Here is a 25,744-nt window from a genome sequence, read left to right on the forward strand (position 1 = left end):
CGGGCGAATCAAAGCCGCCTCGATAAGAAACCATCAGCCTTAATGGACTAACCAATAAGCTAAAAACTTCTAACCAATTACTTAACGTTTAACTTGCCTGTCAGAGTGTTGCGAAATCAGCTTTCTTTCCCTGCCCGGCACTGTCCCCATAGCAAGTTCATATTCACGCCTGCTGAAAGTAAGGGTTCCGGTGGGTTTCTGTTAGGTCCTGGGGACGACAACAGAAAATCGATCAGTGGGTCCTTCTTGCCTGCCAGCCAGTCTGCCAGCAAGGTGCCTGTCACCGTGCCACGGGTCACGCCCAGTCCATTGCAGCACAGTGCACCATAGACATTGTTGGCCAGTTGCCCGAAGTGCGCCATGTGGTTGCGCGACAACGCTAGCGACCCGCCCCAGGTGTATTCGAAATTGACATCGGGGAGCATGGGGAATCTGCGATCAAACGAATCCTTGTGTCGCTGGATAAACCGCTCCAGATATTTTTGATGGCTGCGTCCGTCGGCATTGAAGCTGAAGCTGTTACGCACCAACAGGCGGTTATCCGTTGTCCGGCGCAATGTAGTGCCGAAAGGATCGGCTGGAATAACACCCCAATAAGGCCGACCTCCCAAGCGTGCCTGCTCATCTTCCGTGAGCTGCCGGGTCAGGCTTGCGTACGTAAAGATCGGCAGCATGCGCCCTTTCAAAAAACCGAAGCTCATGGCGAACGCGTTATTGGTCAGCAGCAACTTGTCCGCAACAATACGACCGTTCTTATGGGTGAGGATGGTTTTGTCGCCGTACTCCACGTCAGTAATCGGCGTATTTTCATAAAGCGTCACGTTGGCCGGCAGGCTGTCGGCCAAGCCCTTTACCAAGGCGGCCGGCTGGATGAGTGCCGTGCCCGGGGTGAACAGTGCCTTGCGATAGAAAGGCGTGCCGATGTGATCCGGCAAGTCCTTCTCTTCGATCATTTCGTATTCTTGACCGAGTTTGTCCAGCCCACGGCGATAAGCATCCAGAACAGAGATACCCCGGGCTTCAATGGCAGCCTGATACTTCCCGCACATGCGCAACTGACAGTCGATCCGGTGTTTTTCCACGAGGCTCTTCAGAATGTGTTGCCCTGTCAGGTTCAACGCCATACTGATTTTTGCCGTCTCGATATCGCCGATATAGTCATCGGCACCGATATCGTGTGGCAGGTCGATGGCGAAGCCGGCATTTCTGCCGGAGGCCCCGTAACCGACCTCCTGGGCCTCGATCAGGATAATCTCGTCATCCGGAAAATTCAGCGCCATTTGCCGAGCTGCCGCAAGCCCGGTAAACCCGGCACCCAGCACGACCCAACGGGCCGAGCGGATGCCCGAGTGGGGCGCACGGGCCACTCTCGGCTGGCTAAGGTGGAACCAGCCGCATGTAGAGTCATCTGCAGGTGTGTATCTGATTTTTGCCATTTTTCGCGACCTGGGCTCTTTTGTATTTGTAGTTACTAAAAGCGTCCCTTCTGCACGTTCTCGTCACACGGTTCATGCAAGTGGCATCGGTACTGCTTTTTAGTAGGTAAGTGCCACATCCAACCCTTCCGGCGCGGCGTACTCGGACATACGACGTCGCGACAATTCCAGATGCGCGCGCACGATATCTCCCGCCAGAACCTGATCATGGTTTTCAATGGCACTGATCATTTCGTCATGTTGTTGCGCCGCCACTTCCAGGTCTTCTTGCATGTCCACTGTCGTGGGATGGCGATAGAAGATCTTCCCCAGCCGCGCATGGTCGATCAGCAGGCGTTGCAGGCTTGGCATCAAGTAAGCGTTGTGAGCCATCTTGCCGATCTGCAGATGGAACTCGTCGTTGTAGAGCACTCGCTTCTCTACATCTTTCTCTTCGATGGCCGTGCGGAAGAACGCCTGGATGCGCTTGAGCTCTGCAATCTCCAATGGCGTTGCATGGGCGGCCGCCAATTGGGTGGTGGCGATGTAAATCAACGGGGCTGCCAGGAAAAAGCTTCTGAGCGACTGGTAGCTCATCGACGACACGCGGGCGGCACGGTTCGCTTCAAGATCGATGTATCCCTCGGCCGCCATCTGCCGCATGAGCTCGCGCACAGGTGGTCGGGATAGGCCGAACTCGTCGCACAAGGCCAGTTCGTCAACGACTGCGCCAGGTGCCAGCTCCATGCTCAGGATCCGGCGACGCAACGCCTCTCCCAGCACAGCTTTACGGTCAACGGGCAGATCCGCGGTGGCTTGCAGATCGAGTTCTTTGGTAGCCATTTATTAGAAACCTTTGTACGGGTGAGTGAACGCTGTCTACTACCTGTATTCTCACTATAAAACAACGTTATTCGTTGTGTCTACAATTAAAATACACATTCAAAACAGCCCTCATCCCAAATCGACGGGTGGTTTTTGGGAGGCGGATATAGGGTGGCGTCAGGGCGCCGGATTTTGGCAAAAACAGACATTGGCACGCCCAGGCATACCCTGAGCGCACTCGACTCATAAATGGCGGATGGAGAGCGCCGTGAGCATCAAATCAATGGGACTTCTTTACTTGACCAGACGAACTTCCTTCGACGGGCGATAGCCAAAGTAGGAGCTGTAGCACTTGCTGAAATGGCTGGGTGAAACAAAGCCACAGGCAACCAGCACATCGACCTGGGAGAGTTCCGTGTGCTGCAGGAGCCGACGCGCTTCGGTGATGCGCAACTCCAGGTAATAGCGTTGCGGTGTAGTGCCCAACTGCTCCCTGAACAGGCGTTCGAGTTGCCGGCGTGAGCGGCCGGCGTAGGCCGCCAGTTGCTCCAGTTCCAGGGGCTCTTCGAGGTTGGCATCCATCAGCTTGACCACCTCCCGTAGCGGCGCACTCAAACAGATGTTTTCTGTCGGCTTGATGCGCCGGTAGCGAGACTCTTCAAAAGCAAGAATGTCCTCGATGCCTTCAACCAGCGCTTTGTCGTGCAGCCCCTTGATCCAGTCCAGTGCCATGTGGAACGCCCCGGAGGGACTGGAGGCTGTAAGCCGGTCTCGATCAATCACATAGGGCTCACTGCTGACCTGTGTCGCCTTGCAGAACTCGGCCAGTGCGGGACGGTGCTCGGGGTGAATGGCGCACCGGTAGCCGGCGAGCAATCCGGCGCGCCCCAGGAACCATGCGCCATTCCACAATCCGGCGAGCGTGATGCCCAGGCCCGCAGCTGTCTTGAGTAACTGTATGAACTCATCGCTAGCCCTGAGCTCTGTCCGGTAACCGCCACAGATGACCAGCATGTCCAGGTCTTGAAGTACCGAACAATTGATACGGGCATCTGGCCGGATGACCAGGCCCAGGTCACTGATGACCTCCCCGTCGTTCAAGCCGAACGTCTGGGACGAGAACAGCTTGGGACGCAGTAGATTCGCGGTGACAATCGTATCCAGCGCCTGGGTGAACGCAGGTAAAGAGAAATGTTCGAGCAACAGAAATCCGGCTCGAACCATTTGCGTCGGCTGGTTGGGGTTGTCATTCACATAGCGAAGATTCTTCCCCTTCATGCCTCCGCTAAACTGGCGTCTTTCGATCAATCTTCAATCCACTCTATTACGTTCGAGAATGCGTCATTTGCAGCGCTGAGAAGCCCATCATCCTGACGCCACTCCTGCCGCGTCAAGCAAGCTGAAAGCCATGACGAAGGGGATCTTTGTCATCGACAAAAATGGTGTTGTGTCCGGTGATTTGCGCCCAGCCACCGATACTCGGCGTGATTGCGTCAAAGGTTCCCACTTTCACCGACGCTTCGACTTTTCCTTCGAAGATCGTACCGATCAGGCTTTCGTTGCGGTACGTGTCTCCGACCTTCAACCGTCCTTTGCCAAACAGTTGCGCCATTCGTGCCGAAGTACCTGTGCCACCGGGCGAGCGATCAATCGCCTTGTCACCGTAGAATACTGCACCGCGCCCATCTGCTGCCGTCGAGTGTTCCTCGTCACACCAAATGACATGGTGAACGCCACTGATTCTGCTGTTCTCTGGATGCACGGGGTCACTGACTTCAGCCAGAGCGGTGCGCAGCTTCTGACTCAGGCTGACGATGTCTGCCGTGGTCAATCCGTTCAAACCCGGCCAGTTTTCCTGCGGCTCGACCACCGCATAAAAATTACCGCCGTAGGCAATGTCTACGACAAGCTCGCCAACACCAGGCACATCCACCACCACATCGGCGCTGTGCAGATAACTGGCGACGTTGAACAGGCGGATGGAGTCAACATATTCACCGTTCATGGTGTAGTCGACATCCACGCGACCTGCCGGTGTCTCGATGGCCAGCCGACTAGGTTCGCGAGGCGTGACCAGACCTTCTTCGATGACGACGGTAGATAATCCGATGGTGCCCGCCCCGCACATGGGCAGGCACCCGCTAACCTCGATAAACAAGGCGCCGAAGTCGCAATCCTCACGGGAGGATGGATAGATGATCACGCCGGACATGATGTCGTGCCCTCGCGGCTCAAACATCAACGCCGTGCGCACCCAGTCATGATCGCGAACGAATATTTCGCGTCGCTCCGCCATCGAGACGGATGGCAGCAATGGCCCGCCACCCGTGACGACGCGAACCGGGTTCCCGCACGCATGGGAATCAACACAAAAAAAGCTACGTCTCATTCTGAAAATCTCTTACACGAGTTTGCGCGGGGAGTGACGCTGCAACGCGCCGCGAGACAGCCGATCCAGAAGGAGTGCGACAGCGACGATCGCCAGGCCGGCACGCAGGCCCAACCCCATTTCCATCCTTGTGAGGCCTCGGGTGACTTCAGCACCCAGTCCACCCGCCCCCACCAGGCCTGCCAACACCACCATTGCCAGCGACAGGAGGATGCATTGGTTCAGTCCCACCAACAGCGTCGGCGCGGCAGTCGGCAATTCGATCTTGAACAATATCGCCCTTGGCGAAGCACCGATGGCCTGGCCCAGTTCAAGGAACTCCTTGGGCAGTTGCTTGAAGGCAAGGGTCGTCAATCTGAGCATCGGTGGAATGCCGTAGACGATGGTCGCAATGATCGCGGGCACCCGTCCCAGGCTAAACAGCATCACGGCCGGGATCAGGTAAACCCAAGGCGGTACGGTTTGCATGATGTTGAGGATCGGCAAGAACGCCTCGTCGACCCGCTTCACCCGTGCTGCCAGAACGCCGAGCGGAAAGGCGATGGATACCGAAATCAGCACCGCAACCGAGACCAGGGCAATGGTCTGCATGGACGCGACCCACAGCCCGGAGAACAGGCAGAATGCCAACATCAACCCGGCAAACAGGGCCACTTTCTTGTTGGCAAAAAACAATGCCAACACCACTACCCCACCGATCAGGGCATAGGGATGCGGCGCAAGCAATGCACCCTCAACGCCACCCAGTACCGCCTCGATCACCTGGCTGATGACTTTGAACAGCCCATGCAAATTGGCGTTGAGCCAATCGACGGCGGGTGCGAGAAATGCGCCTGGTGAAAAATGGATTTCTGCTGAACTCATTTCGATTCTCCCATCCGGGAACGTGCGGCGCTCTGCGCCAATCGATCCAGAATCATGGTCAAAATCACGATGGCAATGGCGGCATTGATCGACTTGGCGATGTCCAGCGTGCGAACAGCGCCATAGATCGATTCACCCAGGCCGCCGGAACCGACGATGCCGGCGATGACCACCATGCCGAAGGCCATCATCAGACTTTGATTGACCCCGGCCATGATGCTTGGCATGGCAAACGGCAGGCGGATCTTGAAGAACATCTGCCATCCGGTGACGCCGCTGGCGTCCCCCAGTTCGATGAACTCTTTTGGCGTCATGCGAATTCCCAGGGAGGTCAGGCGCATGGCAGGTGGCACAGCAACAATGAAGGTCGCCAACAGTGCCGTGGCCGTGCCATAGCCCAGCAACGCAATGGCCGGCAGCAAGTAGATGTAGGGCGGCATGGTCTGGATCAGATCCAGGAACGGATCCACGACCCGATCAAATGAAGGCGCGAGCCCCGCCAGCACGCCCAGTGGAATCGCCACCACCAAGGCAAGCACGGTAGATGTCAGCACCAGGGCAAGCGTGCTGACTGTTTCTGACCATAAACCAATGACATCACAAAACAACAAGGCCAGCCCGGTAAGGATCGCGAAACGCAAACCGACAGCCCGCCAGCCGATCAGGGCAATGCCTATCGCAATGACGTAGTAAGGTGGGTAGGCGATGCACCACTGCACGCCTTCGTAAACGCCCTTCAAAAACGCATTGGTCGTGTCGAACACGGACTCTCCATTGTCCATTAGCCATTCAAGGCTCGAGTCGACGACCGAATCGAATTGGCTGGAAAAGTCAGGCGTGCTCATGTTGAGGCCTCCAGTGCAGTGGCGGCCTTCGATACCGCGAACTCGTTTGGAATACCTTGGACGCCACGCAGCAAATCACGCGGCGTAATGATCCCCACTACCACTCCGTTATCAACCACAGCGAGTGCGTCGCGCTCGGACTTCATCGTCAAGCCGATAAGCTCGTTGATATCCGCATCGACTGAGGTTTTGATGAGCCGGGCGATGTCGCAGCCGGGGTTTGCTACCTTGAATGACTCCACGGGCGTCATGACGGAATTTGCCCTGACCAGATGCAACCTGGAGATACCGGCGACAAATTCCGCGACGTAATCGTCTGCGGGGTTGAGGACGATCTCCTCGGCAGTTCCCACCTGAATGATCGCGCCGTCCTTCATGATCGCGATCCGGTCGCCGATACGAATCGCTTCGTCCAGATCGTGAGTGATGAATACTGCAGACTTGCCCAGTTCCTTGGTCAGTTGGCGGAACTCATCCTGCAACTGTCGGCGAATCAACGGGTCGAGCGCACTGAAAGGCTCATCCATCAGGATCACTTCCGGGTCTGCGGTGATTGCCCTGGCAAGCCCTACCCGCTGTTGCATGCCCCCGGACAATTCGCTGGGGTAGCGCGACATCCAGTCGCTCAACCCGACTTTGGCCAAGGCCTGCTCGGCAACCTTGTAGCGCTCGGCCTTGCCCACGCCTTGTACTTCCAGTCCAAACGCCGTGTTCTCCAGAACCGTACGGTTAGGCAGCAACGCAACGCTCTGAAAAACCATCCCGATATGACGTGCCCTCACCTCACGCAGTTGTGCGGCATTCAACGACGAGAGTTCTTTGCCCTTGACTACGATCTTGCCGGCGCTGGGTGTGATGAGTTTGTTCAACAGCCTTATCAGCGTAGATTTGCCACTGCCTGACAATCCCATGATGCAGAAGATCTCTCCCCGGCGAACCTGGAGACTGACATCCGAGACCCCGACCACGCAGCCGTAGTTTTGCAGGATCTGAGTCTTGGTGAGCCCCTGCTGAACGACGGCATTCATCGCAGCAGGTGCGGCTTTCCCGAAGATTTTCCAGACTGACTGGCAATCTATCAGCACTTCGTTGGTATCAATGTTGGGCGTTGTCATTTTTCGTACCCGTCGAACCAGTTTTTCTGGTTTTTCTAATGAATCAAAGGGCGGCAGTGGCGTTTAAAAAGATGCTCGTTATTTCTTTATGTTTTCCCAGCGCTTCAACAGGTCAGCGTGCCCATCAGTCCAGCCTTGAATGGCTTGCTCCATGGTCTTGCCGTCCTTTACTTCACCGTTTATTGCCGTGATATCTGAAATCGGCACGTATACGCTGGCCATTACTTCACGTGCACGTGGGTTTTCCTTTGAGAAATCCTTGTGGCCAATCCAGTAGTAACCTTGTGGCGGTGGGAACACACCCTTTGGATCCTTGAGGAACTTCAGGTCGAACTTCTGCGCCATCCATGAAGGCTCCCACACAGTGACGGCAACCCACTCTTTACGATCGACTGCCGATTTCAATGCGGCTGTCATGGCAGCGGTACTGCCTTCGAGCAGTTGCAACTTGATGCCGTAGTCCTTGACCGCCTTGCTCGCGTCATTCATCAAGCCCGAACCTGGTTCGATACCGATGATCTTGTTGCCGAATTTCTCGGCGTTGTCATTGAGTTGTTCGATTGAGTCGATGTCGACGTATTTAGGTACGGCGATCGCCTGGTAAAGGCCATAGGAAACCGGGGATAGTTTTTCCAGGCGGTTCTTGTTTTTGTTCCAGTAGTCATTCGCCGCGTAGTCGGTTTGTGAGGCAAGTACCTGGATATCACCTTTGGTCAGAGCGGCATAAGCAATACCCCACTCGGAAAACTCGATGACTTTTACGCTATAACCGGAATCCTCAAGCACCTTTTTGGTAATACCGGTAATGGGTGTCAAGTCTTCCCAGGTCAACGTGCCCATGGTGATTGTTTTTTCTTCCGCGTGAACAGGCAGCATTACCATGCCCATCATCGCGACCGCGCAGACTGCCTTCCAAATCTTCTTCATGGCGTTCCTCGATCTACGTTAATACTTTTTATATTAGTCTCTAAACAATAGAGGCCCGTGGTGCACAGCTATAAGCTCACCATCTGTTTCAGTTGTTGTTGCCTATCAATCCGTATCCGGATTGATATTCAATGCCGCCGTTTCTGCGACATCAACTCGTATCGATCCTCATGCCAATTAAGCGAGGACCGGTATTATTTAAATGGAGTTGGCAGGTCTGCCTTCATTCCATTGGGCGCGATAAACATTTCCATGTTCTCGCGGGAGAGCTCCCAATGCTCAAAGACCAGGTCAACTACAGCGCTCTCGTCACGACGCTCAATGGCTTCAATAAAAGAATCGTGGTGCTCTGCGGAAAGCTGTAGCCGTTGTTCCATGTCCTCATCGCGAGGGCGGAAAAATGTATGACCAATCCGTGCGTGATCAATCAGCAGTCTTTCGAGGCTGGGCTCAAGGTACTGATTGCCCGACATTTCACCCATGATTGCGTGGAATCGATTGTTTTCCACCACCATCATCAGGGCATCACGGGACACCGTCGCAGCACGGAAACGGCGTTGCGTTTCCTTCAGGTCAACCAGCTGCTGAGCCTTGAAATTCTGAACGGCCAGGCGACCTATCGCGGCGTACACCATGGGAGCCACCAGGAAAAAATTTCGCAGTGTCGAGTGGTTCATGGGAATCACCCGGGCACCGCGGTTCTCCCTGATATCGATGTACCCCTCACCGGCAAGACGTCGAAATACTTCCCGTACCGGGGTTCTCGAAAGCCCGTACCGTTCGCTGATGGCAACCTCATCCAGCGCCTCGTCAGGATCGAGCTCCATCGTGAGGATCTGACGCTTGAGGTCGTCATAAAGAGTGCTCTTGCCGTTTTTCACAATGACCTCCCGAGGCAGTCAAATCAGCGGTTACGGCTTGTTGTTGAATTCAGATTCGCATGGGTTTCGGGTGTCGTCAATGATTTGTATTTTTTATGTATACACAGAAAATACTGTAAGAACACACATAGGAAATGGATTATTTCCTTACAAATCAAATAGATAAAATCTCAAACCGAAATCATAGGGTCGTTAACAGAAATGTAACCTGTCGCAAATTGAACGGCCCTTCGGCCTCGGGATCGGCCACCTGGCTGGGTCGGATGTCCGACGGCGCCATTTTCAAGACCGCAAACGACATGCTGCCGACATGACAAACGGGGCAATGTTCGAGAAATGTAGCGAGGGGGATCTGGTCATTCAAAGCCGCGAAGCGGCTTCGACTTGAAGGAAGGGGTCGACCACGTCTACGCGGTCCGACCTGAATCAGCTCTCAGAGGCGATCGTTGACTCGCCAACGGTTTCTGCCGCCAGCTTCAATCGGTCCGCCTTACAAATGTATTTAGGCTTGCTCTTCGGTGCCAGTTTGGCACTGGCCTTTTTGGCCTTAGCCTTGAACAGTTGCTTTAGTTTCTTTTGACGGTTCATGTTGTTCTACTCAGCCTGTAATTCTTGAATGATATCAGCTTGAGACATTTAGCCGATTCAACTTTGCGGCTCCACGATCCTGAGCCACGGCCAGCGAGCCTGATAACTTCTCGCCTTCTGATCGAACAGCTCTGGCTTGAGATTCTTTGGGTTGATTCGAAGTAGCCCGTGCTCGGTGTCGGCCAGGCCGTTGGGCGCATAGACCTCACCCGTTTCGATATCCAGGCCAATGCAGGTGCCGGCAATCAGGTAGCGATCTATCCCGTCTTTAGCCGACTGAAGCCTTGGATAATCCCCACCAAAGCGCTGGCGGTACCACAGGTGGACGCGGGCCTGATTCTTGATCTCAATGTTCACGTCCAGGTCCTGGAACAGACGCTGACCTGATTCGATGACCTCATTCTCAGCTTCCCATGACAGGTCATCATCGAAGTAAAAGACGTCGTAATCCTTCACGCCCCACTCTGGCGGTCGCTGTGCCTGTTGATTCCAGACGGCCTGGAACAAACAACCGGCCGTGAGCATGCACTGGTTCAAACCGAGCTCCGGCAAACGAGCGGAAATTTCTGCGTTTACCGGATTGGTCATTGCGATCCTGACCAGGCTTTCGACAGTCAATGTCATCTTCATCCCTTCTGATTGATCTAATTCCAGCGACCGACGATACCCTCAACGCTGTTCAAATTTGCAAAAAAGTCGCCCTTTTCTCTCCCTCGGCCAATCTGGCGCGAATCATGCCTGATGCAATGGCCTGAAGTCGGTACTGACTATGTGGGTGACACTTTTGAAGTGAACCACCTCAGTGCCTGCCACGATAATCGATAGCTTACTGACGAACTGTCGAGGTCAAGCATGACGAACGCAACTACGGAACAAGTCAGCCCACAAACACTGAGAAGAGTGATTGTGGCTGCCGGCATCGGCAATTTCGTCGAGTGGTTCGACTTTGCGGTGTATGGCTTTTTGGCCACGACCATCGCCCAGCAATTCTTCCCCAGCGGCGATGCCAGTGCCGCGCTGCTCAAGACCTTTGCGGTATTCGCCGTGGCCTTTGCGTTTCGGCCCCTTGGAGGGATTTTCTTCGGCATGCTGGGCGACAGGATCGGCCGCAAGCGCACCCTCGCGATGACCATCCTGCTGATGGCAGGAGCAACGACCTTGATCGGTCTGCTGCCCACTTATGCGGCAATCGGGGTCATGGCGCCGATTCTTCTGTCCCTGATCCGTTGCGCCCAAGGCTTTTCCGCCGGCGGAGAATACGCAGGTGCCTGTGCCTACCTGATGGAACATGCGCCGAGTGACAAGCGCGCCTGGTACGGCAGCTTCATTCCGGTGTCGACATTTTCCGCCTTCGCCGCGGCCGCCGTGGTGGCCTACGCGCTCGAGGCATCATTGTCGGCCGAAGCAATGGGAAGCTGGGGTTGGCGCCTGCCGTTCCTGATTGCCGCACCCCTGGGCCTGGTGGGGCTTTACCTGCGCTGGAAGCTCGATGAGACACCGGCATTCCAGGCGGTGACTCAGGAACATGCTGTCGCACATTCTCCACTCAAGGAAACCTTGCGCAACCATGGTGCGGCGATCTGTTGCCTGGGCGCTTTTGTGTCACTCACGGCACTTTCGTTTTATATGTTCACCACCTACTTCGCGACCTACCTGCAAGTGGCCGGTGGCCTGAGTCGCGCAACAGCCTTGCTGGTGTCACTGATTGCATTGCTGTTCGCTGCGGCGATCTGCCCGCTGGCCGGGCTGTATTCGGACCGGGTCGGGCGTCGTGTCACGGTGATGACCGCATGCGCGCTGTTGATCGTGGTCGTGTATCCATCGTTCCTGATGGCCAGCTCCGGCTCGTTCGCAGCGTCCATCGTCGGCGTCATGCTCCTGGCGATTGGCGCGGTGTTGTGTGGCGTGGTAACCGCAGCCTTGCTCTCGGAAACCTTCCCTACCCGCACTCGGTACACCGCCTCGGCGATCACCTACAACATGGCGTACACCCTTTTCGGCGGCACCGCGCCGCTGGTGGCAACGTGGCTGATCAGCACCACCGGCAGCAACCTGTCGCCGGCGTTCTACCTGATTGCGATTGCATTGCTCGCATTGGCGGGCGGGCTGGCATTACCGGAGACTTCAAGGATTTCCCTGCATGACGTTGCGACGCAGGAGAAAGCCGAGGGCGTGGGCGCATCCGCCTGAAAACACGAAACGAGCCGGCCAGGCGTCACGTGAGCGAGGTTTCCCTAAGCGGCCGTTGACTGGCCGTCAAAACCCTGCACAATTGCCGGCTTTTTTCGCGACAGGACGTCACTCATGCAACGGATTGTAATTCTAGGCAATGCCGGTAGCGGCAAATCCACCCTCGCCCGCGCCCTTGGCAAGCGTCTGGGCCTGCCCGTGGTGCACCTCGATACCTTGTTCTGGGAGCCCGGCTGGATAGAACCCGACGCGGAGCAATTCCGCGCGCGGGTCAGCGCCGCGATCGCAGCGGATACCTGGATTTGTGAAGGCAACTATGCCCGGCGCACCTTTGACCTTCGCCTGCCCCGGGCCGACCTGATCATCTGGCTCGATACGCCGCGCCTGACCTGCTTCGCCCGAGTGATCATGCGCAGCATCAGCAAGCGCCCTCGCCCTGACCTTGCAGCCGGTTGCCCAGAGAAGCTCGACCGGGCGTTCCTGACCTTTCTGAACTTTGTGTGGAATTTCGATCAGGGTTATCGCCCCGGTATCGAGGCGGTGCGCCTGACCACAGGTCCGCGGATTCCTGTCGTGCATTTGTGCAATAGCCAGCAGATTGCCGCCTTTCTCCATGGCTTGCCCGCAATGCCAGGCACCTGCCCTGTATAGAGGGCGCATGATTTCACATTGATATCGCCGATTTGTCATGAAATGAAAAGAAATTGTCGTCGAATGAATGGTCGATAGCCTCCCCCGTCCATAAATTCCTCTTCGGGCCCGCGCGTTGAATCCCCCGATCTGACGCCTTGCCCGGCTGGCGCAATGCCTGGGCGCATTTCTGATTTATATGCTCAACATAATAATAATCCGAGGGGTCGCATTGTATGCGTGTGAATTTACCCGTAACCGAGCATGAAAGAGTTTTCCCCACCGAACAGCGATTGATCTCCACCACCGATCTGGATAGCCGAATCACTTACTGCAACGACGCCTTTGTTGCCATCAGCGGTTTCACCTACGACGAACTGGTGGGTCAGACCCATAACCTGGTTCGACACCCCGATATGCCACCCGGGGTATTCGTGCATATGTGGCACACCATCAAGCAAGGCAAACCCTGGATGGGCATTGTGAAAAACCGCTCGAAGAATGGTGATTTCTATTGGGTCAGTGCCTACGTCACGCCCATCTATGAAAACGGACGCATGAGTGGCTACGAGTCGGTCCGCTCGGTGCCCAGCCGCGACCAGGTCCGCCGGGCATCAGCGCTCTATTCCAGGATGCGGGCCGGCAAGCCGATCGTTGCGCGCAGCGCGCGGATTTTCCGGCCACTGCGACAGGGGTGGCCATTATTGATGGCTGGCGGGGTTTCACTGCTCGGTATTCAGTGGCTATCGACAACCGCGGCACAAGGAGTCCTGATCGCGAGCCTTGGCGTTGCCTGGTACCTGATCGAGTCCCGAAATCGCAAGGCCATCGAGCGTACCCTGGCCGAGCATCCGAAAGCCTTTTCCGATCCGTTGGTCGCCCTCACCTACAGCGATAACCACGGCCCCCAAGGGCAACTGGACATGGCCATGGTCAGTGAGGAAGCGCGCCTGCAGACAGCCCTGAGCCGGCTCGTCGATGCCGGGGTCAATGTCAAGGCCAAGGCGGCGCAATCATCCGAGCTCTCAGGTTCCCAGGCACAGTCGCTTGATCGTCAGCGCAGTGAAACCGATCAGTCTGCAGCGGCCATTTCACAGATGGCCGCCACCATTCAGGAAGTCACGCAGAACGTCATCAGCACCGCACATGCCGCGTCGGAGGCTGACCAGTTGACCCGTGACGGTAGTGAGTTGGCCCGGCAAAGCCTGAGCGCCATGAAAACCATGCATGAGGCGGTCAACGAGATTGGCCAGGCGGTCGATGCATTGGCGAGCGAAACGCAATCGATCGGCAGTGTCGTGGATGTCATCACCTCCATTGCCGAACAGACCAACCTGCTGGCGCTCAATGCGGCCATCGAGGCGGCCCGGGCAGGTGAGCAAGGTCGCGGTTTTGCCGTGGTTGCCGACGAGGTGCGCTCCCTTGCACAACGCACCCGCACCTCCACCGAACAGATCCACGGCATTATCGCTTCACTGTATGCCGGTGCCGATCGCGCCGTATCAACGGCCAATCGTGGCGAGCAGATTTCCCGCGAAAGCATGCAAAGTGTCGAGGCGGTGCAGTCGGCGTTGGTCGGCATCAGCCAGGCCGTCACCCGGATAACCGGCATGAGCCAGCAGATGGCCTCGGCGTCTGAAGAACAAAGTCACGTGGCTGAAGATATCAATCAGCAGATCACCCGGATTGCCCAACTGTGCGACCACAGTGCCGGGCAGGCCAAGCAAGGCGCGGCGATCAGCCAGGATCTGGAAGTCATGGCCGATTATCTGCACAGCCTGGCCGAACGTTTCAGCCGATAGCCATCAGTGCCTGTTGACCATCTTGCATCCGGACAACAGGCAGCCTCAGTGGAAAACAGCGACGCGTCCCTCAACGCCCCCAGTCCCAATGATAGAATCCTGTTTTGAAAAAGGAGTTTCATCTGTGGAGGCTGGAAAAATGAGTTGCCCTTATTGCGCGGAAGTCATCATGGCTGAAGCCATTCTATGCAAGCACTGCCAATCCGACCTCAGGCAGAAAATACAAATCCCGCCTGGGCGGCCACTACCGTCAGAAAAGAGAATGGGCCCTGTCAGCAAGGTCCTCATCGGAGCCATTATCGCCATCACCTTGTACCTGGCTTTGGGCTCTTCTGTCAGTAACAGGTCGCAAGACAAGGAAATGATACAGGCCCGAGATGCCGTCGAACTATGCCGCCAGGAAGTAAACAGCTACTCCGGCCCTGCAGTCGGGAAAAGCATCATCGTAGAAACTTGTCAGAAGCTTGAAGACGAATTCCGTAAGGGTTTTGGCGACGCACTATAGGAAAAACCGATTACGAAGCCCGCCATTGAGCGGGCTTTTTTGCCTTTGGCATCAGGCAACAATTCACTGATTCACCCAGCATGAAAATCCATCATGACATGTTATGACATCGTTCAAAAACGGACTTTGGTCAACAAATACGGGGTTAAAAGGACGAATGGTCGAAAGGCGTCAAGCGTGGGGAATTGCCGGGAGTTTACAGCCACTACAGGCTTTTCAGGCAGGCGCGTTCGTCGCGGCAAGGTGAACTTCACTTACTCAACGTGTCACATTAGGTCCCCGTCAAGCGAACTTCAGTGGAGGTATAGCCTTATGAGCATGGCCACAATTGTCAGTGCCGTGATTTCCAGTCTCGCACCCAGTGTCTTTGACCAGAACAACCTGCAAGAACCCGGCGCGCATGTTTCAGCCGTCGATTATCACTACGGTATGGACATCGATGTGAAACAGGTACTGCAGCGCACCGATACATCCGACAAGACCGGCGTAGTACCAGTGACTGTGGTCTACCTGGACAGCCAGGGTGAGCTTCACAAGATCCGTTTCCTCGAATGGGGTGCAAGCCCTGCCAACCCCACCAGCATTGCCTGATCCGCTCGTCGATCGGATTCCGGGCCTCACCGCCCCCCCCAGAAGCGGAAGTTAAACCTCCCAGGCACTCAGTGCGATTGAGGTTTTTTGTTACCTGAAAATGGACATGATCGAATGACTAAACGTTCATTCGAGAAACTCACTTTTATCTTGGTGGCTTAATGTCGCAAGATTAATTGATAACAATTGCTGGATCTAAATGGCAGTCAGCAACGGTAAATTCCAATCAAGCCGTGCATAGAGCCAAGTTGATTCACTATTGAAACCAAGAGGTCACCATGGAACTTAGTATGTTCTCTTCGTCCACCGTGGAATATGTGCGTTTAGGCGTTGTATATTTTCATCTTATCGCCTGCTGCGTAGCAATCGGGCTGGTATTGACCAGCGACATTGCAATGGTCAAGCAACTCCTGAAGGGAGATGCGTCAGGCCACCACGATGACGCGCACATGGAAAGCCTTCAAAAAACCGTAGTGCTTGCACTTGTAGCGCTTTGGATTACGGGCATTGGTATTGTCGGGATCGATTATGCCGGCAAGGGGATGGAATATTTCCTCAATCCAAAATTGCAAGCCAAAATCGGCATAGTTGTGCTGTTGACCTTTAACGGTTTCCTGTTGCATAGCGCGGTATTGCCGGCGCTGAAAAAAGCCGGTTCGTTACTCAAACTCTCCTTCAGCTTGCGCATGCTGGCGCTGTTCTCCGGCGCCCTCTCTGGCGTGTCGTGGTTCTATGCCGCCATGCTGGGTGTTGGTCGTCCGCTGGCCTGGAAGTATTCGCTGGTGGAGTTGCTGGCAGCCTATCCGGTACTCATCGTCGGTGGTTTCGGAGCGATGGTACTGCTCACCACCTGGGCAAAAAGCAGAGACACCGAAGCACGTAGGGACCAAGGCACCTGGTCACCAGGAAACGCCGCCCTGGCTGGATGGTGAGACAAGGAAGTTCAGCTTTAGCCAAAAAACCCATTTTTAGCAGTTCGTAAAATGTCACTTGAGGATACCCAAATGAAATCCATGAAAGCCCTTTTCGTAATCGCCGCTCTGACCGCTTCTTCTCTGGCGATGGCCACAGGTGGTGGTGACAAGACGTTCAATCGCATGGAGTCGGCCCGGAAAGTCTCGATGGAGGCCTTCCAGGTTGCACAGAAACAGAAGGCTGAAGCCGCTGTCGCTGAAAGCAAAGCCAAGGCTGCCAATCACACCAACAGCTGATCGATGTAGCCTGTCCTCCCGGCTGACAGAAATGTGCAGCCTCAAGCCTCGCTAGCAGTACCCAAGGTGTTGCTAGCGCCGGTTTAACCGAGATCCCTTGGACCCACGCCTATGCCAGTCTCGCAAACCCGCCCCTCACCCGCGCCGTTGCTCAAACCGGGAGAGACGGTTGTTTTGTTCGACGGTGTCTGCAAGCTATGCAATGGCTGGGTGAGATTCTTGATTCGCCATGACCGCCAGCGGCGCGTGCGGTTGGCGGCGGTTCAGTCACCCGAGGGGCAGGCTCTGCTCGCATGGGCAGGTTTGCCCCTGGATCAGTTCCACACCATGGCGGTGATCCGCGACCGACACTACTGGGAGCGTTCGCAAGCATATTTCGAAGTCATTGCCCAGTTGCCCGCACGCTGGCACCCCGTGCTTCTGTTGCGCATTTTTCCTCGCACGCTTCTGGATTGGGCATACGACCGCATTGCGCTTAATCGTTATCGGCTCTTCGGGAAATACGACACATGCCTGTTGCCGGACCCTGATCATGAACAGCGCTTTTTGAAAGCCCCCCTGTGAACGCCCTCATGCGCATTAACCGGATCGCCCTGAGGAACCGGCTATCGCTTCAGGAGACAATCCCCTCAAACAAACGCCCGACAATGCCGGGCGCCCGTTCTTCAGGTCTGTACTCAGAAGCGATAGTTGGTGCTCAGCTCCAGCGTCCGTGGGGCACCGGGTGTGATCAGATCCACTGAGCCATGCGCCGAAGCGTAATAGTCCTTGTCGAAAACGTTGCGCAGACGCAGGGCCATGTCCCATTTCGGCTCGTTGTACAGCAGCGCGGCGTCCACGGTTGTGTAAGCCGGCATGACCACATTGTTATCCAGCGCGGTATAGCGATCATCGACATAGTTGGCCCCCATGCCCACACGCCAGGTTTGCGTCAGTGAACGCACCAACCACAGGTTGGCGCTGTGGCGCGGCGTCAGGGTGGGCACCTGCCCTTCGTTGGCGACCCCGTTGGTAAAGCTGTTGGACTTGGTGATTTCGGCATCCAGAAAGGCGTAACCGGCATAGACCTGCCATTTGTCACTCAACTGCCCGCTGGCGGTCAGCTCAAGACCGTCGGTGCGCTGCTCACCCGCAAGCACCAGTTTGGTCGGGTTCGCCGGATCGCTGGTTTTCATATTGGTGCGTTCCAGACGGAACAGCGCCGCGGTCAACGCCAGGCGATTGTCGAGCAGGTCCCACTTGCCGCCGATCTCGAAGTTGGTGGTTTCCTCTGGTTCAAGATCCTGGTTCGTCGTGCTCAGGGCGAACATCTCGGCGGAGGGTTGGTAGGAGCGGCTCACCGAGACGTAATAGGACTGCACTTGATCAGGCTGGTAGACCAGACCGACTCGCGGACTCCAGGTCGTATCGGTGCGGGACAGCTCGCTGTGCGTCAGGTCATCGGCGTACTCCTGGTCGAACACGTCGTAACGCACACCCAGCAGTGCCTTCCACTGTGGCGCCAGTTCGATCAGGTCCTGTACGTAGAAGCCGGCGGTGTCCTGGGTGTTGGTACCCTTGGCGGTTTGCCGGTTGGCCTGGAACGGCACGTCGACCAAGGCATCGCGGTACACCGGCACCCGGGCCACATTGGATTGGCTGAATACGGACTGGTCCTTCACCTGGCGCCCCAACTCCACACCATAGAGCAGGTTATGGTTCATCCCGGCAAGCACGGCGCGCTGCTTGAGTTCGGTCTGGTTGAACCACCCGTCCTCCTTGCGCTGCACGTTGCCGCGGTTGAGTTTTACCAGCAGTTCACCATTGGGAGCAGTGACGAAACGTGTCGGGCTGGAGTCAGCGAGTGTGTTGTTGCGATCCAGGTCGTAGTGGTAGTAACGACTGGTATTGCTCAGGCTGAAATCGTCGTTGATCCGGTAGTCGACACCCGCCGTGAACGAGAACACTTCGCTACGGGTGTAGTCATCATCCGGGTCGGCGGCACCGAAGCGCTTGTCGCGGTCCACATCGACCGGGCGGTCGCCTCGTGCCGGGATGCCGAAGTCAATCAGGCGCTTGTCATACAGATAGGTAGCACCCAGGTCCAGTTCCAGATCATCCGAGAGCTTGAAGTAGGCCGAAGGCGCGATGGCCTTGCGGTCGATGTAGCCGTCATCCCGGTAGGTGTCACTGTTCTCCAGCGCGCCTGTCACACGAAAGGCTTTATTGCCTTGCTGCTGATCGGCCCAACCGGCATCGAACTGAGTGCGTTTTTCGCCCTCGCTGTCGACACTGACGCCGACCTCCTGCTTGGGTGCGAAGTTGGGTGTCTTGCTGATGCTGTTGATCAGCCCCCCCGAAGAGCCTCGGCCATAGAGCACCGCAGCCGGCCCCTTGATCACTTCCACCCGCTCGACGTTGGACAGATCCCGGAAGTACAGCGCATCGTCGCGAATGCCGTCGACATACATGTCGCCAATGGCACTGAAACCACGGATGGTAACCTGATCGCGCTGACCGTCACCATTGGACAGGCCGATACCAGGGACGTTCTTCAGCACGTCCTCCATCGACCGCGCCCCCTGATCCTTGATGACGCTTTGGGGAATCACATTGACGGTTTGCGGGATATCTCGTAGAGGGGCGTCGATCTTCAGCGCGCTCCTGCTCTCGGTCGACATGTAGCTCTGCTCGCTGTACTCACTGTTCACAGCGGTTGCCGGTAGGGTTAGAGCAGACTCCGTTTCTGCCTGTAATTCAGGTACAACCAGAACACCCAGCAACGACAGAGAGGCTGGGTAAATGCGCGATCGAGCCACCATGGACACCTTTGTTTGAATTATCGCGCGAATAATAACGATTATCTTTTGTAAGTAAATACATATCATTCCTATATGCAACTCAGAACGATCGTCTCAATTTCATGGGCGGTCGACAGAAGCGTTAGTGCAATGCCGTACTCGGCAGCCATATTATTGAGACGCTGACGCTGTGGTGGATGACTTATCCAGCCCCCCTCGATACCCTTTCGCCCCCGGGTGCCTGACGGCAATTCAGGTCAAACCACACTTCATCCAGACGAACCAAAAATGAAATCCTCCGCAGGTTTGCTGTTGTCAGGTATCGAGCTGGACCGTGCCAGTTCCATCCCCTTGTACCGCCAACTCTACTTGCAGATTCGCAAACAGATCCTCAGTGGCAGGATTCAGGGAGGCGTGCGCCTGCCCTCCACCCGGACCCTGAGCAAGGAACTGCAGTTGTCGCGAATCAGCATTCTCAATGCGTTCGATCAACTGATTGCCGAAGGTTTTCTGACGTCGAGGACCGGGGCCGGGACCTATGTCGGCCATGAATGGGAAAGCCGCGGTATTGAAGACGATGAACACAAGCGCCAGCCTCCGCGCCTGTCCGACCTTAGCCAGTCCATGCTGTCATTGCGCAGCGATCATTTTCGCGGCGTTTCCTATGCCGACTGGGCGACCGGGAGCCCGACCTCGTTCCTGCCCAGCCACAGCGCCTACGATGCATTCCCGCAATCGGTCTGGAAGCGGCTGTTGAACCGTCACCTGCACAAGCCGACCAAGGCCATGCTCGGTTATGGCGAACTGCAGGGATTGCTGGCCCTGCGCGAGGCGATTGCCGAGTACGTCTTCGATGCCCGTGGCATCGATTGCACTGCCGATCAGGTGGTCATCGTGTCCGGCGCCCAGCAAGCCTTCAACCTGCTGGGCATGCTGTTGCTCAATCCGCAGGACAGTTTCTGGATGGAAGATCCGGGGCATATCGCGGCGCGAATTGCGCTCCAGGCCCAAGGTGGTCAGGTCGTGCCGTTGCGTATCGACGAACAGGGGATCGATGTCCGGCAAGGCCTGGCTTTGTGTCCTGACGCCCGCCTGGTGTTTACCACACCTTCCCGTCAGCATCCCTTGGGCGTCACCATGAGTTATGGGCGACGCCAGGAACTCATCGACTGGGCCGCCCAGAATCAAAGCTGGATCATCGAGGACGACTGCGACAGTGAATTTCGCTACAACGGTCGCCCCCTGCCGGCACTCTATGCCATGGACCAATGGGCCCGGGTCATCTACGCCGGAACCTTCAGCAAAGTGCTCTTCCCCTCGCTGCGACTGGGTTACGTGATACTGCCGAACGCCTTGATCGAACCCTTCTGCACCCTGCGGGCGGTCATGGATCGCAGCCCGCCCACGCTGCTACAGGCCGCCACGGCGGACTTCATGCGCGAAGGCCACTTTCTCGGCCATATTCGTCGAATGCGCGCCCTGTACCAGGCTCGCCAGCAGGCACTGGTCGAACAACTGCAGAAACGACTGGGCTCTTTCTTCAGGATCACGCCGGTGGAAGCCGGCATGCACCTGATCGCCTGGTTACCCGCGCATCTCGATGACGACGCCCTGGCCAGGGAACTCGGCCAGCATGACATTCATACCTATCCCCTGAGTGACTACTGCGTCGAACATGTCTTGCCACCGGCGCTGTTGATCGGTTTTGCCAGCACCCCCGAGGACCAGGCCCAGGCGCGCGTCGAAGCACTGGCCCAGGCCCTGGACAAAATGGGCTACCTGCAACCGGCCACTTGACCCAAGGCAAGTGGTCTTATGATTTAACTGATAATGGATCTATCGAGAGTTCCTGACTGGCGCGATAAAGGCTGCGCCGGTAGACCCGGTGTCTGAACCAGGAACGACTCGAATGAACAATAATATCCAGGAACGATTCAACGCCTTGCTCAGCCATAAGGCTGTCGAGGCCGGAACTCCCCCCGTACTGACTGAGGCACTGGCCCGCCGGTTGCTCGACCGACTGGCACAGTTGCGCCTGTTTGCCCATGCGTACCCCTTGCTGACCAACCTGACCCACGGCCGTGTCACCCCTGGCGACCTGCTGGACTTCGCCTATCGCCACGAACTGCAGGGCCTGAGCCTGCACCTGCTCGACGGTGAGGAAAACAGCCTCAGTCAAATGACAACCGCGCAGCTTCTGGCGTTCGCTGCCAAGGCCAATGCGCTGGGGCTGGATGTGCATCTGGAAATCAGCAGCACGCTGAAAAAAGATGTCGATCAAGTGATCGCCATTGCCAAGACGCTGGGCACCCGCAACATCCGTGTCTACTCACGCTACGAAGGGGCGTTGTCCCGGGTCATGGACGTGATCGAGTCAGACCTGCACTACCTCGCGCAACAGGCAGACGAGCACGACCTGTTCTTCGACTTCGAACAGCATGAAGAACTCAAAAGCGCCGAAATCGCGCAACTGCTGAACCGGCTGAACCACCCTCGCCTGCACGCGCTGTTCGACTTCGGCAACATGATCAATGCCTGCGAGCAGCCCCTGGCGGCACTGCGCACCCTGGCGCCGCACATACGCCAGACCCACCTCAAGGGTGTGCGCATCGTGCCTGAACAAAACGGCTTCGGGCATTACGGTGTGCTGCAAGGCTGTGACGAAGACGACCTGCCCAACGCACGCATGTTGTTCGAATTGCTGATGCTCGGCGAATCATCCCCGCAAGTGATCGCCTTCATCCTGGAGCAGGAAAACCACTACGTCGCCCCGGCGTTCCGCCAGCTCGACGAAGCCGCCGACCCGTTCATTGCGTACCGGGAAATGAGTGAAACAGCGCTGCCGGAAGGCTTCTCGCTGGAGCGAATGCTGGTCGATGAGCACCGTTGGGCAAACAACCAGGTCGCCTACGTACGAGGTCTGCTGGCCGAGTTCCGCACCCTGGCCGAGTTGACCCTGGCCCATTGCGCTAACGCCTGAACCTGACGTGCCGACCGGCACTGCCTACCCAATAACGCCTGGAGAACAATAATGACATCCCAAGACAAGGCCAAATGGCTCAGATTCCTGATTCTCATCCTCGGTGGTGGCACCATCTACAAGCTGGCGAATCTCAAAGACGCCTTCTACATCCCCATGCAAGAATTCATGGGGCTGTCCCACACTGAAATCGGCGTGCTGCTGAGCGCCAACGCCATCATCGCCACTGCGCTGTTCGTGGTGGGCGGCATGCTTGCCGACCGGTACGACACGCGCAAGCTGATCCCCCTTGGCTTGATCGGTACCGGCGGCCTCGGGCTGTACCTGGCGACCTTCCCGCCCTTCAGCAATCTGCTGGTGGTGTTCTGCCTGCTGGCCGTGTGTGCCGACTGCCTCTTTTGGCCTTCGCTGCTCAAAGCCATCCGCAACCTGGGCGACGATAAGGAACAGGGTCGCCTGTTCGGCCTGCTCGAAGGCGGGCGTGGCGTCATCGATACCCTGGTCGCCTTCTCTGCGCTGGGCGTCTTCGTCGCCATGGGCTCCGGTGAAAACGGTCTGAAATCGGCGATCCTGTTCTACTCGGTCATCGACATTCTTGCCGGTACCCTGACCTGGCTGCTGCTCAAGAGCGGCAAAACCCAGTCGACCGTCAAGCCGAAGAACGGGTTGTCGAACCTGTTCGAGGCCATCAAGGTGCCGGGCATCTGGCTGGTCAGCCTCAACGTGTTCATGGTCTACATCGTGTACTGCGGCCTGACCTATTTCATTCCCTACCTCAAGGAAATGTACGAGCTGCCCGTGGCCCTGGTGGGCGCCTACGGCATCATCAACCAGTACTTCCTCAAGATCCTGGGCGGCCCTGCCGGTGGCTTCATTGCCGACAAACAGTTCAAGAGTTCCAGCCGCTATCTGAAGTGGGCATTCCTGGCGTTGTTGCCGCTGATGGGTGTCATCATGCTCATCCCGAAAAGCCCGGACTTCATCTACGCAGGCATGGCGGCCACCCTCTCCTTCGCGCTGATTGTCTTTTCCATGCGCGGCGTGTTCTGGGCACCCATGGGTGAAGTCGGCATTCCCCAGCACATCACCGGTTCAGCCTTCGGGATCGGTTGCCTGATCGGCTATGCGCCCGGCATGTTCGCCTACGTCATCTATGGCGCCATCCTTGATCACTTCCCGGGTCAGCAGGGCTACAACTACGTGTTCTCGTTGATGAGCGTATTGGCCATTGTCGGGTTCATGGTGTCCAGCCTGCTGTATCAAGCGGTCCGCAAGAATGCCACGATCACTGGCAAGGTCAGCGCCGCGCAAGCCTGAACATAGACGGTGCATGCAGTGCGGCGGTAACCGGGGTCTCTCGGTTACCGCCGCACTGTGCTGCCATCAAAAGGCGAAATCGGCCTCGTCCATGGCCATCAGGCAATGGGCTCCGCCCCGCAGGCTTTCGCGGTGGCCACTGGCACGGGGCAGCACCCGGCGCCAGTAGAAATCCGCCGCTTGCAGCTTGGCCCGATAGAACCCGGGTTCGTCGGTACCAGCATCCAGTGCCGCTTGGGCACGCACAGCCGCCTGTAACCACAGCCCGCCCACCAGCACGTAAGCGCTGTACGCCAGGAAGTCCACCGACATGGCGCCGATTTCCTGCACATCACGCCGACACGCCTCGACCACCTCGGTACCCAGTTCACGCCACTCGGCGAGACGCTGCTGCATTGCCTCGACCATTTGCCTCAGCGCTGCTTGCGAGCCGGCCGCGTCGACATGCACGGCCAGCTCATCGATCAAGGCGCCCAGTTCCGTTGCGCCGTCGCCCAGCACCTTGCGCCGCAGCAGATCCAGCGCCTGGATACCGTTGGTACCTTCGTATAGCTGAGTGATGCGGCTGTCACGCATCAACTGCTCCATACCCCACTCGCGGATGTAACCGTGGCCGCCGTACAACTGAACGCCCAGGCTGGCGACTTCCTGGCCGACGTCGGTAAAGAAGGCCTTGACGATCGGAATCAGCAGCGCTGCCCGACAACTCGCCTTCTGGCGAGCCTCGGGTTGCGGGTCGCCGTGTTCCAGATCCAGTTGCAGGGCGGTGTAGGCCGCGAGCAAGCGGCAACCTTCGCTCAAGGTTTTTTGCGTCAGCAGCATGCGCCGAACATCGGGGTGCACGATGATCGGGTCGGCGCTCTTGTCCGGCGCCACCGGGCCGCTGATGGCCCGCGATTGCAGGCGCTCACGGGCATAAGCGAGGCCACCCTGGAAGGCGGCCTCGGCGATGCCCAGTCCCTGCAAGCCAACCTGGAAGCGTGCATCGTTCATCATGGTGAACATACAGGCCAGCCCCTGATTCGCTTCACCGATCAACCAGCCTTGTGCGCCGTCGAAGTTCATCACGCAGGTGGACGCGCCCTTGATGCCCATCTTGTGTTCCAGTGCGCCACAGCTCAGCGAATTGCGCGGCCCCGGAGTTCCATCGGCAGCGGCCATGAACTTGGGAACCAGGAACAGGCTGATGCCCTTCACCCCGGCCGGTGCATCCGGCAAACGGGCAAGGACCAGATGAACGATGTTGGCGGTCAGGTCCTGCTCGCCACCACTGATGAAAATCTTGCTGCCGCTGACCTGATAGCTGCCGTCGGCTTGAGGTTGGGCACGGGTTCGCAGTAGGGCAAGGTCGGTACCGGCCTGGGGCTCGGTGAGGCACATGGTACCGGACCATTCACCGCTGACCATTTTCTCCAGGTAAGCCTGTTTGAGCGCCTCGCTGCCATGGCGATGCAGAGCCAGCACCGCGCCTTCGGTGAGGCCGGAATAAATGCGAAACGACAACGAGGCGGCCATCAGCATTTCGTGGAAGCTGGCCGAAATCAGCTGCGGGAAACCCTGGCCGGCGAACTCCAGCGGTCCGGTCATGCTCGCCCAGCCGTTATCAACGTACTGCCGGTAGGCGTCGCGAAATCCCTGGGGCGTTGTGACGTGGCCGTCGATCAACTGACAGCCCTGCTCGTCACTGTTGCGGTTCAGCGGCGCGACCACTTCGGCGGCGAAGCGGGCGGCTTCTTCGAGGACGCCGTCGATGGTTTCCCGGTCCAGCCCATTGTTCAACCGCGCGCAATGGCCGCTGACATCGAACAGTTCGTGCAGCACAAAACGCATGTCGCGCAGGGGAGCTTGATAATTCATGTCGGCCTCATGGGTTGGCGCAGTGGAAAAGA

The 25,744-nt window shown here is 57.1% G+C and carries 23 protein-coding genes and 2 pseudogenes; 12 read left to right on the plus strand and 13 right to left on the minus strand.

The genetic code is table 11. The features are described 5' to 3' along the window. Positions 1-116: 116 nt before the first annotated feature. From AC1RP7_RS00155 to AC1RP7_RS00205, 11 genes are all read right to left on the minus strand, one after another. Entirely contained in the window at positions 117-1,436 is a 1,320-nt protein-coding gene (locus tag AC1RP7_RS00155; RefSeq protein WP_493180898.1) for an NAD(P)/FAD-dependent oxidoreductase, read from the minus strand. Positions 1,437-1,535: 99 nt separating this feature from the next. Next, positions 1,536-2,258 (minus strand): GntR family transcriptional regulator, encoded by a 723-nt coding sequence (locus AC1RP7_RS00160; protein WP_493180897.1) that lies wholly within the window; start codon positions 2,256-2,258, stop codon positions 1,536-1,538. 276 nt (positions 2,259-2,534) lie between these two features. Then, complete coding sequence (locus tag AC1RP7_RS00165) at positions 2,535-3,518, minus strand: GlxA family transcriptional regulator (RefSeq protein WP_218496080.1); 984 nt, start codon at positions 3,516-3,518, stop codon at positions 2,535-2,537. Between the two features lie 112 nt (positions 3,519-3,630). Beyond that, positions 3,631-4,629 (minus strand): 4-hydroxyproline epimerase, encoded by a 999-nt coding sequence (locus AC1RP7_RS00170; RefSeq protein WP_493180896.1) that lies wholly within the window; start codon positions 4,627-4,629, stop codon positions 3,631-3,633. Positions 4,630-4,641: 12 nt separating this feature from the next. Next, on the minus strand, positions 4,642-5,493 hold the full coding sequence (locus AC1RP7_RS00175) for an ABC transporter permease (protein ID WP_057714865.1): 852 nt from the start codon (positions 5,491-5,493) through the stop codon (positions 4,642-4,644). Further along, positions 5,490-6,338, minus strand: coding sequence for an ABC transporter permease (locus tag AC1RP7_RS00180; RefSeq protein WP_493180895.1), 849 nt, complete (start codon positions 6,336-6,338; stop codon positions 5,490-5,492). The genes AC1RP7_RS00175 and AC1RP7_RS00180 overlap by 4 nt, the downstream gene beginning before the upstream one ends. Then, complete coding sequence (locus AC1RP7_RS00185) at positions 6,335-7,453, minus strand: quaternary amine ABC transporter ATP-binding protein (RefSeq protein ID WP_057714867.1); 1,119 nt, start codon at positions 7,451-7,453, stop codon at positions 6,335-6,337. Before AC1RP7_RS00185 ends, AC1RP7_RS00180 begins: the two co-directional genes overlap by 4 nt. Positions 7,454-7,531: 78 nt before the next feature. Next, positions 7,532-8,380, minus strand: a complete 849-nt coding sequence (locus AC1RP7_RS00190; protein WP_154909029.1) for a glycine betaine ABC transporter substrate-binding protein — start codon at positions 8,378-8,380, stop codon at positions 7,532-7,534. Positions 8,381-8,574: 194 nt separating this feature from the next. After that, positions 8,575-9,261 (minus strand): GntR family transcriptional regulator, encoded by a 687-nt coding sequence (locus AC1RP7_RS00195; RefSeq protein ID WP_057714869.1) that lies wholly within the window; start codon positions 9,259-9,261, stop codon positions 8,575-8,577. A gap of 426 nt (positions 9,262-9,687) precedes the next feature. Then, positions 9,688-9,849, minus strand: a complete 162-nt coding sequence (locus AC1RP7_RS00200) for a DUF2986 domain-containing protein (RefSeq protein WP_079246754.1) — start codon at positions 9,847-9,849, stop codon at positions 9,688-9,690. Positions 9,850-9,906: 57 nt separating this feature from the next. Then, positions 9,907-10,437: a nucleotidyltransferase family protein gene (locus tag AC1RP7_RS00205; protein ID WP_493162477.1), complete on the minus strand. Its 531-nt coding sequence runs from the start codon at positions 10,435-10,437 to the stop codon at positions 9,907-9,909. Between the two features lie 264 nt (positions 10,438-10,701). On the opposite strand from AC1RP7_RS00205, the gene AC1RP7_RS00210 reads away from it, so the two are divergent. From AC1RP7_RS00210 to AC1RP7_RS00250, 9 genes and pseudogenes are all read left to right on the plus strand, one after another. Further along, positions 10,702-12,039: an MFS transporter gene (locus tag AC1RP7_RS00210; protein WP_493180894.1), complete on the plus strand. Its 1,338-nt coding sequence runs from the start codon at positions 10,702-10,704 to the stop codon at positions 12,037-12,039. A gap of 114 nt (positions 12,040-12,153) precedes the next feature. Beyond that, positions 12,154-12,690: a P-loop NTPase family protein gene (locus AC1RP7_RS00215; RefSeq protein ID WP_407515457.1), complete on the plus strand. Its 537-nt coding sequence runs from the start codon at positions 12,154-12,156 to the stop codon at positions 12,688-12,690. Between the two features lie 215 nt (positions 12,691-12,905). Continuing rightward, positions 12,906-13,214 (plus strand): annotated as a pseudogene (locus AC1RP7_RS00220) (PAS domain-containing protein); the annotation flags it as partial. A 282-nt stretch (positions 13,215-13,496) separates the two neighbouring features. Then, a pseudogene (locus AC1RP7_RS00225) lies at positions 13,497-14,471 on the plus strand (methyl-accepting chemotaxis protein); the annotation flags it as partial. Between the two features lie 169 nt (positions 14,472-14,640). After that, positions 14,641-14,976 (plus strand): hypothetical protein, encoded by a 336-nt coding sequence (locus AC1RP7_RS00230; protein WP_493180893.1) that lies wholly within the window; start codon positions 14,641-14,643, stop codon positions 14,974-14,976. Between the two features lie 312 nt (positions 14,977-15,288). Further along, on the plus strand, positions 15,289-15,567 hold the full coding sequence (locus AC1RP7_RS00235; protein WP_057714874.1) for a DUF2790 domain-containing protein: 279 nt from the start codon (positions 15,289-15,291) through the stop codon (positions 15,565-15,567). Between the two features lie 278 nt (positions 15,568-15,845). Further along, on the plus strand, positions 15,846-16,499 hold the full coding sequence (locus AC1RP7_RS00240) for a hypothetical protein (RefSeq protein WP_057714875.1): 654 nt from the start codon (positions 15,846-15,848) through the stop codon (positions 16,497-16,499). Between the two features lie 72 nt (positions 16,500-16,571). Continuing rightward, positions 16,572-16,778 carry a co-regulatory protein PtrA N-terminal domain-containing protein gene (locus AC1RP7_RS00245; RefSeq protein ID WP_057714876.1) on the plus strand — a complete coding sequence of 69 codons (207 nt, stop codon included), beginning with the start codon at positions 16,572-16,574 and terminating at the stop codon, positions 16,776-16,778. A 111-nt stretch (positions 16,779-16,889) separates the two neighbouring features. Next, complete coding sequence (locus tag AC1RP7_RS00250; RefSeq protein WP_057714877.1) at positions 16,890-17,342, plus strand: thiol-disulfide oxidoreductase DCC family protein; 453 nt, start codon at positions 16,890-16,892, stop codon at positions 17,340-17,342. A 113-nt stretch (positions 17,343-17,455) separates the two neighbouring features. On the opposite strand, the gene AC1RP7_RS00255 is transcribed toward AC1RP7_RS00250, so the two are convergent. Continuing rightward, positions 17,456-19,579, minus strand: coding sequence for a TonB-dependent receptor (locus AC1RP7_RS00255; protein ID WP_057714878.1), 2,124 nt, complete (start codon positions 19,577-19,579; stop codon positions 17,456-17,458). Between the two features lie 267 nt (positions 19,580-19,846). On the opposite strand from AC1RP7_RS00255, the gene pdxR reads away from it, so the two are divergent. The 3 genes from pdxR (at position 19,847) to AC1RP7_RS00270 (ending at position 23,855) form a co-directional block, all read left to right on the plus strand. Further along, the gene (gene pdxR / locus AC1RP7_RS00260; protein ID WP_057714879.1) at positions 19,847-21,355 is read left to right on the plus strand and encodes a MocR-like pyridoxine biosynthesis transcription factor PdxR; all 1,509 of its coding nucleotides are present in this window, start codon (positions 19,847-19,849) and stop codon (positions 21,353-21,355) included. 112 nt (positions 21,356-21,467) lie between these two features. After that, complete coding sequence (locus tag AC1RP7_RS00265; protein WP_493180892.1) at positions 21,468-22,538, plus strand: sugar phosphate isomerase/epimerase family protein; 1,071 nt, start codon at positions 21,468-21,470, stop codon at positions 22,536-22,538. Positions 22,539-22,589: 51 nt separating this feature from the next. Continuing rightward, positions 22,590-23,855, plus strand: coding sequence for an MFS transporter (locus AC1RP7_RS00270; RefSeq protein WP_057714881.1), 1,266 nt, complete (start codon positions 22,590-22,592; stop codon positions 23,853-23,855). Positions 23,856-23,921: 66 nt separating this feature from the next. Here AC1RP7_RS00270 and AC1RP7_RS00275 read toward each other — a convergent pair whose 3' ends face one another. Then, entirely contained in the window at positions 23,922-25,712 is a 1,791-nt protein-coding gene (locus AC1RP7_RS00275) for an acyl-CoA dehydrogenase C-terminal domain-containing protein (protein WP_493180891.1), read from the minus strand. Between the last annotated feature and the right edge of the window lie 32 nt (positions 25,713-25,744).

The sequence above is a fragment of the Pseudomonas sp. GW822-FHT01E03 genome, from assembly GCF_058802985.1.

Bases quoted from the DNA above. Each gene is read 5' to 3' on its own strand.
- AC1RP7_RS00155 (WP_493180898.1), bottom strand. From the start codon at position 1,436: ATGGCAAAAATCAGATACACACCTGCAGATGACTCTACATGCGGCTGG.
- AC1RP7_RS00160 (WP_493180897.1), bottom strand. From the start codon at position 2,258: ATGGCTACCAAAGAACTCGATCTGCAAGCCACCGCGGATCTGCCCGTT.
- AC1RP7_RS00165 (WP_218496080.1), bottom strand. From the start codon at position 3,518: ATGAAGGGGAAGAATCTTCGCTATGTGAATGACAACCCCAACCAGCCG.
- AC1RP7_RS00170 (WP_493180896.1), bottom strand. From the start codon at position 4,629: ATGAGACGTAGCTTTTTTTGTGTTGATTCCCATGCGTGCGGGAACCCG.
- AC1RP7_RS00175 (WP_057714865.1), bottom strand. From the start codon at position 5,493: ATGAGTTCAGCAGAAATCCATTTTTCACCAGGCGCATTTCTCGCACCC.
- AC1RP7_RS00180 (WP_493180895.1), bottom strand. From the start codon at position 6,338: ATGAGCACGCCTGACTTTTCCAGCCAATTCGATTCGGTCGTCGACTCG.
- AC1RP7_RS00185 (WP_057714867.1), bottom strand. From the start codon at position 7,453: ATGACAACGCCCAACATTGATACCAACGAAGTGCTGATAGATTGCCAG.
- AC1RP7_RS00190 (WP_154909029.1), bottom strand. From the start codon at position 8,380: ATGAAGAAGATTTGGAAGGCAGTCTGCGCGGTCGCGATGATGGGCATG.
- AC1RP7_RS00200 (WP_079246754.1), bottom strand. From the start codon at position 9,849: ATGAACCGTCAAAAGAAACTAAAGCAACTGTTCAAGGCTAAGGCCAAA.
- AC1RP7_RS00205 (WP_493162477.1), bottom strand. From the start codon at position 10,437: ATGACCAATCCGGTAAACGCAGAAATTTCCGCTCGTTTGCCGGAGCTC.
- AC1RP7_RS00210 (WP_493180894.1), top strand. From the start codon at position 10,702: ATGACGAACGCAACTACGGAACAAGTCAGCCCACAAACACTGAGAAGA.
- AC1RP7_RS00215 (WP_407515457.1), top strand. From the start codon at position 12,154: ATGCAACGGATTGTAATTCTAGGCAATGCCGGTAGCGGCAAATCCACC.
- AC1RP7_RS00230 (WP_493180893.1), top strand. From the start codon at position 14,641: ATGGCTGAAGCCATTCTATGCAAGCACTGCCAATCCGACCTCAGGCAG.
- AC1RP7_RS00235 (WP_057714874.1), top strand. From the start codon at position 15,289: ATGAGCATGGCCACAATTGTCAGTGCCGTGATTTCCAGTCTCGCACCC.
- AC1RP7_RS00240 (WP_057714875.1), top strand. From the start codon at position 15,846: ATGGAACTTAGTATGTTCTCTTCGTCCACCGTGGAATATGTGCGTTTA.
- AC1RP7_RS00245 (WP_057714876.1), top strand. From the start codon at position 16,572: ATGAAATCCATGAAAGCCCTTTTCGTAATCGCCGCTCTGACCGCTTCT.
- AC1RP7_RS00250 (WP_057714877.1), top strand. From the start codon at position 16,890: ATGCCAGTCTCGCAAACCCGCCCCTCACCCGCGCCGTTGCTCAAACCG.
- AC1RP7_RS00255 (WP_057714878.1), bottom strand. From the start codon at position 19,579: ATGGTGGCTCGATCGCGCATTTACCCAGCCTCTCTGTCGTTGCTGGGT.
- pdxR (WP_057714879.1), top strand. From the start codon at position 19,847: ATGAAATCCTCCGCAGGTTTGCTGTTGTCAGGTATCGAGCTGGACCGT.
- AC1RP7_RS00265 (WP_493180892.1), top strand. From the start codon at position 21,468: ATGAACAATAATATCCAGGAACGATTCAACGCCTTGCTCAGCCATAAG.
- AC1RP7_RS00270 (WP_057714881.1), top strand. From the start codon at position 22,590: ATGACATCCCAAGACAAGGCCAAATGGCTCAGATTCCTGATTCTCATC.
- AC1RP7_RS00275 (WP_493180891.1), bottom strand. From the start codon at position 25,712: ATGAATTATCAAGCTCCCCTGCGCGACATGCGTTTTGTGCTGCACGAA.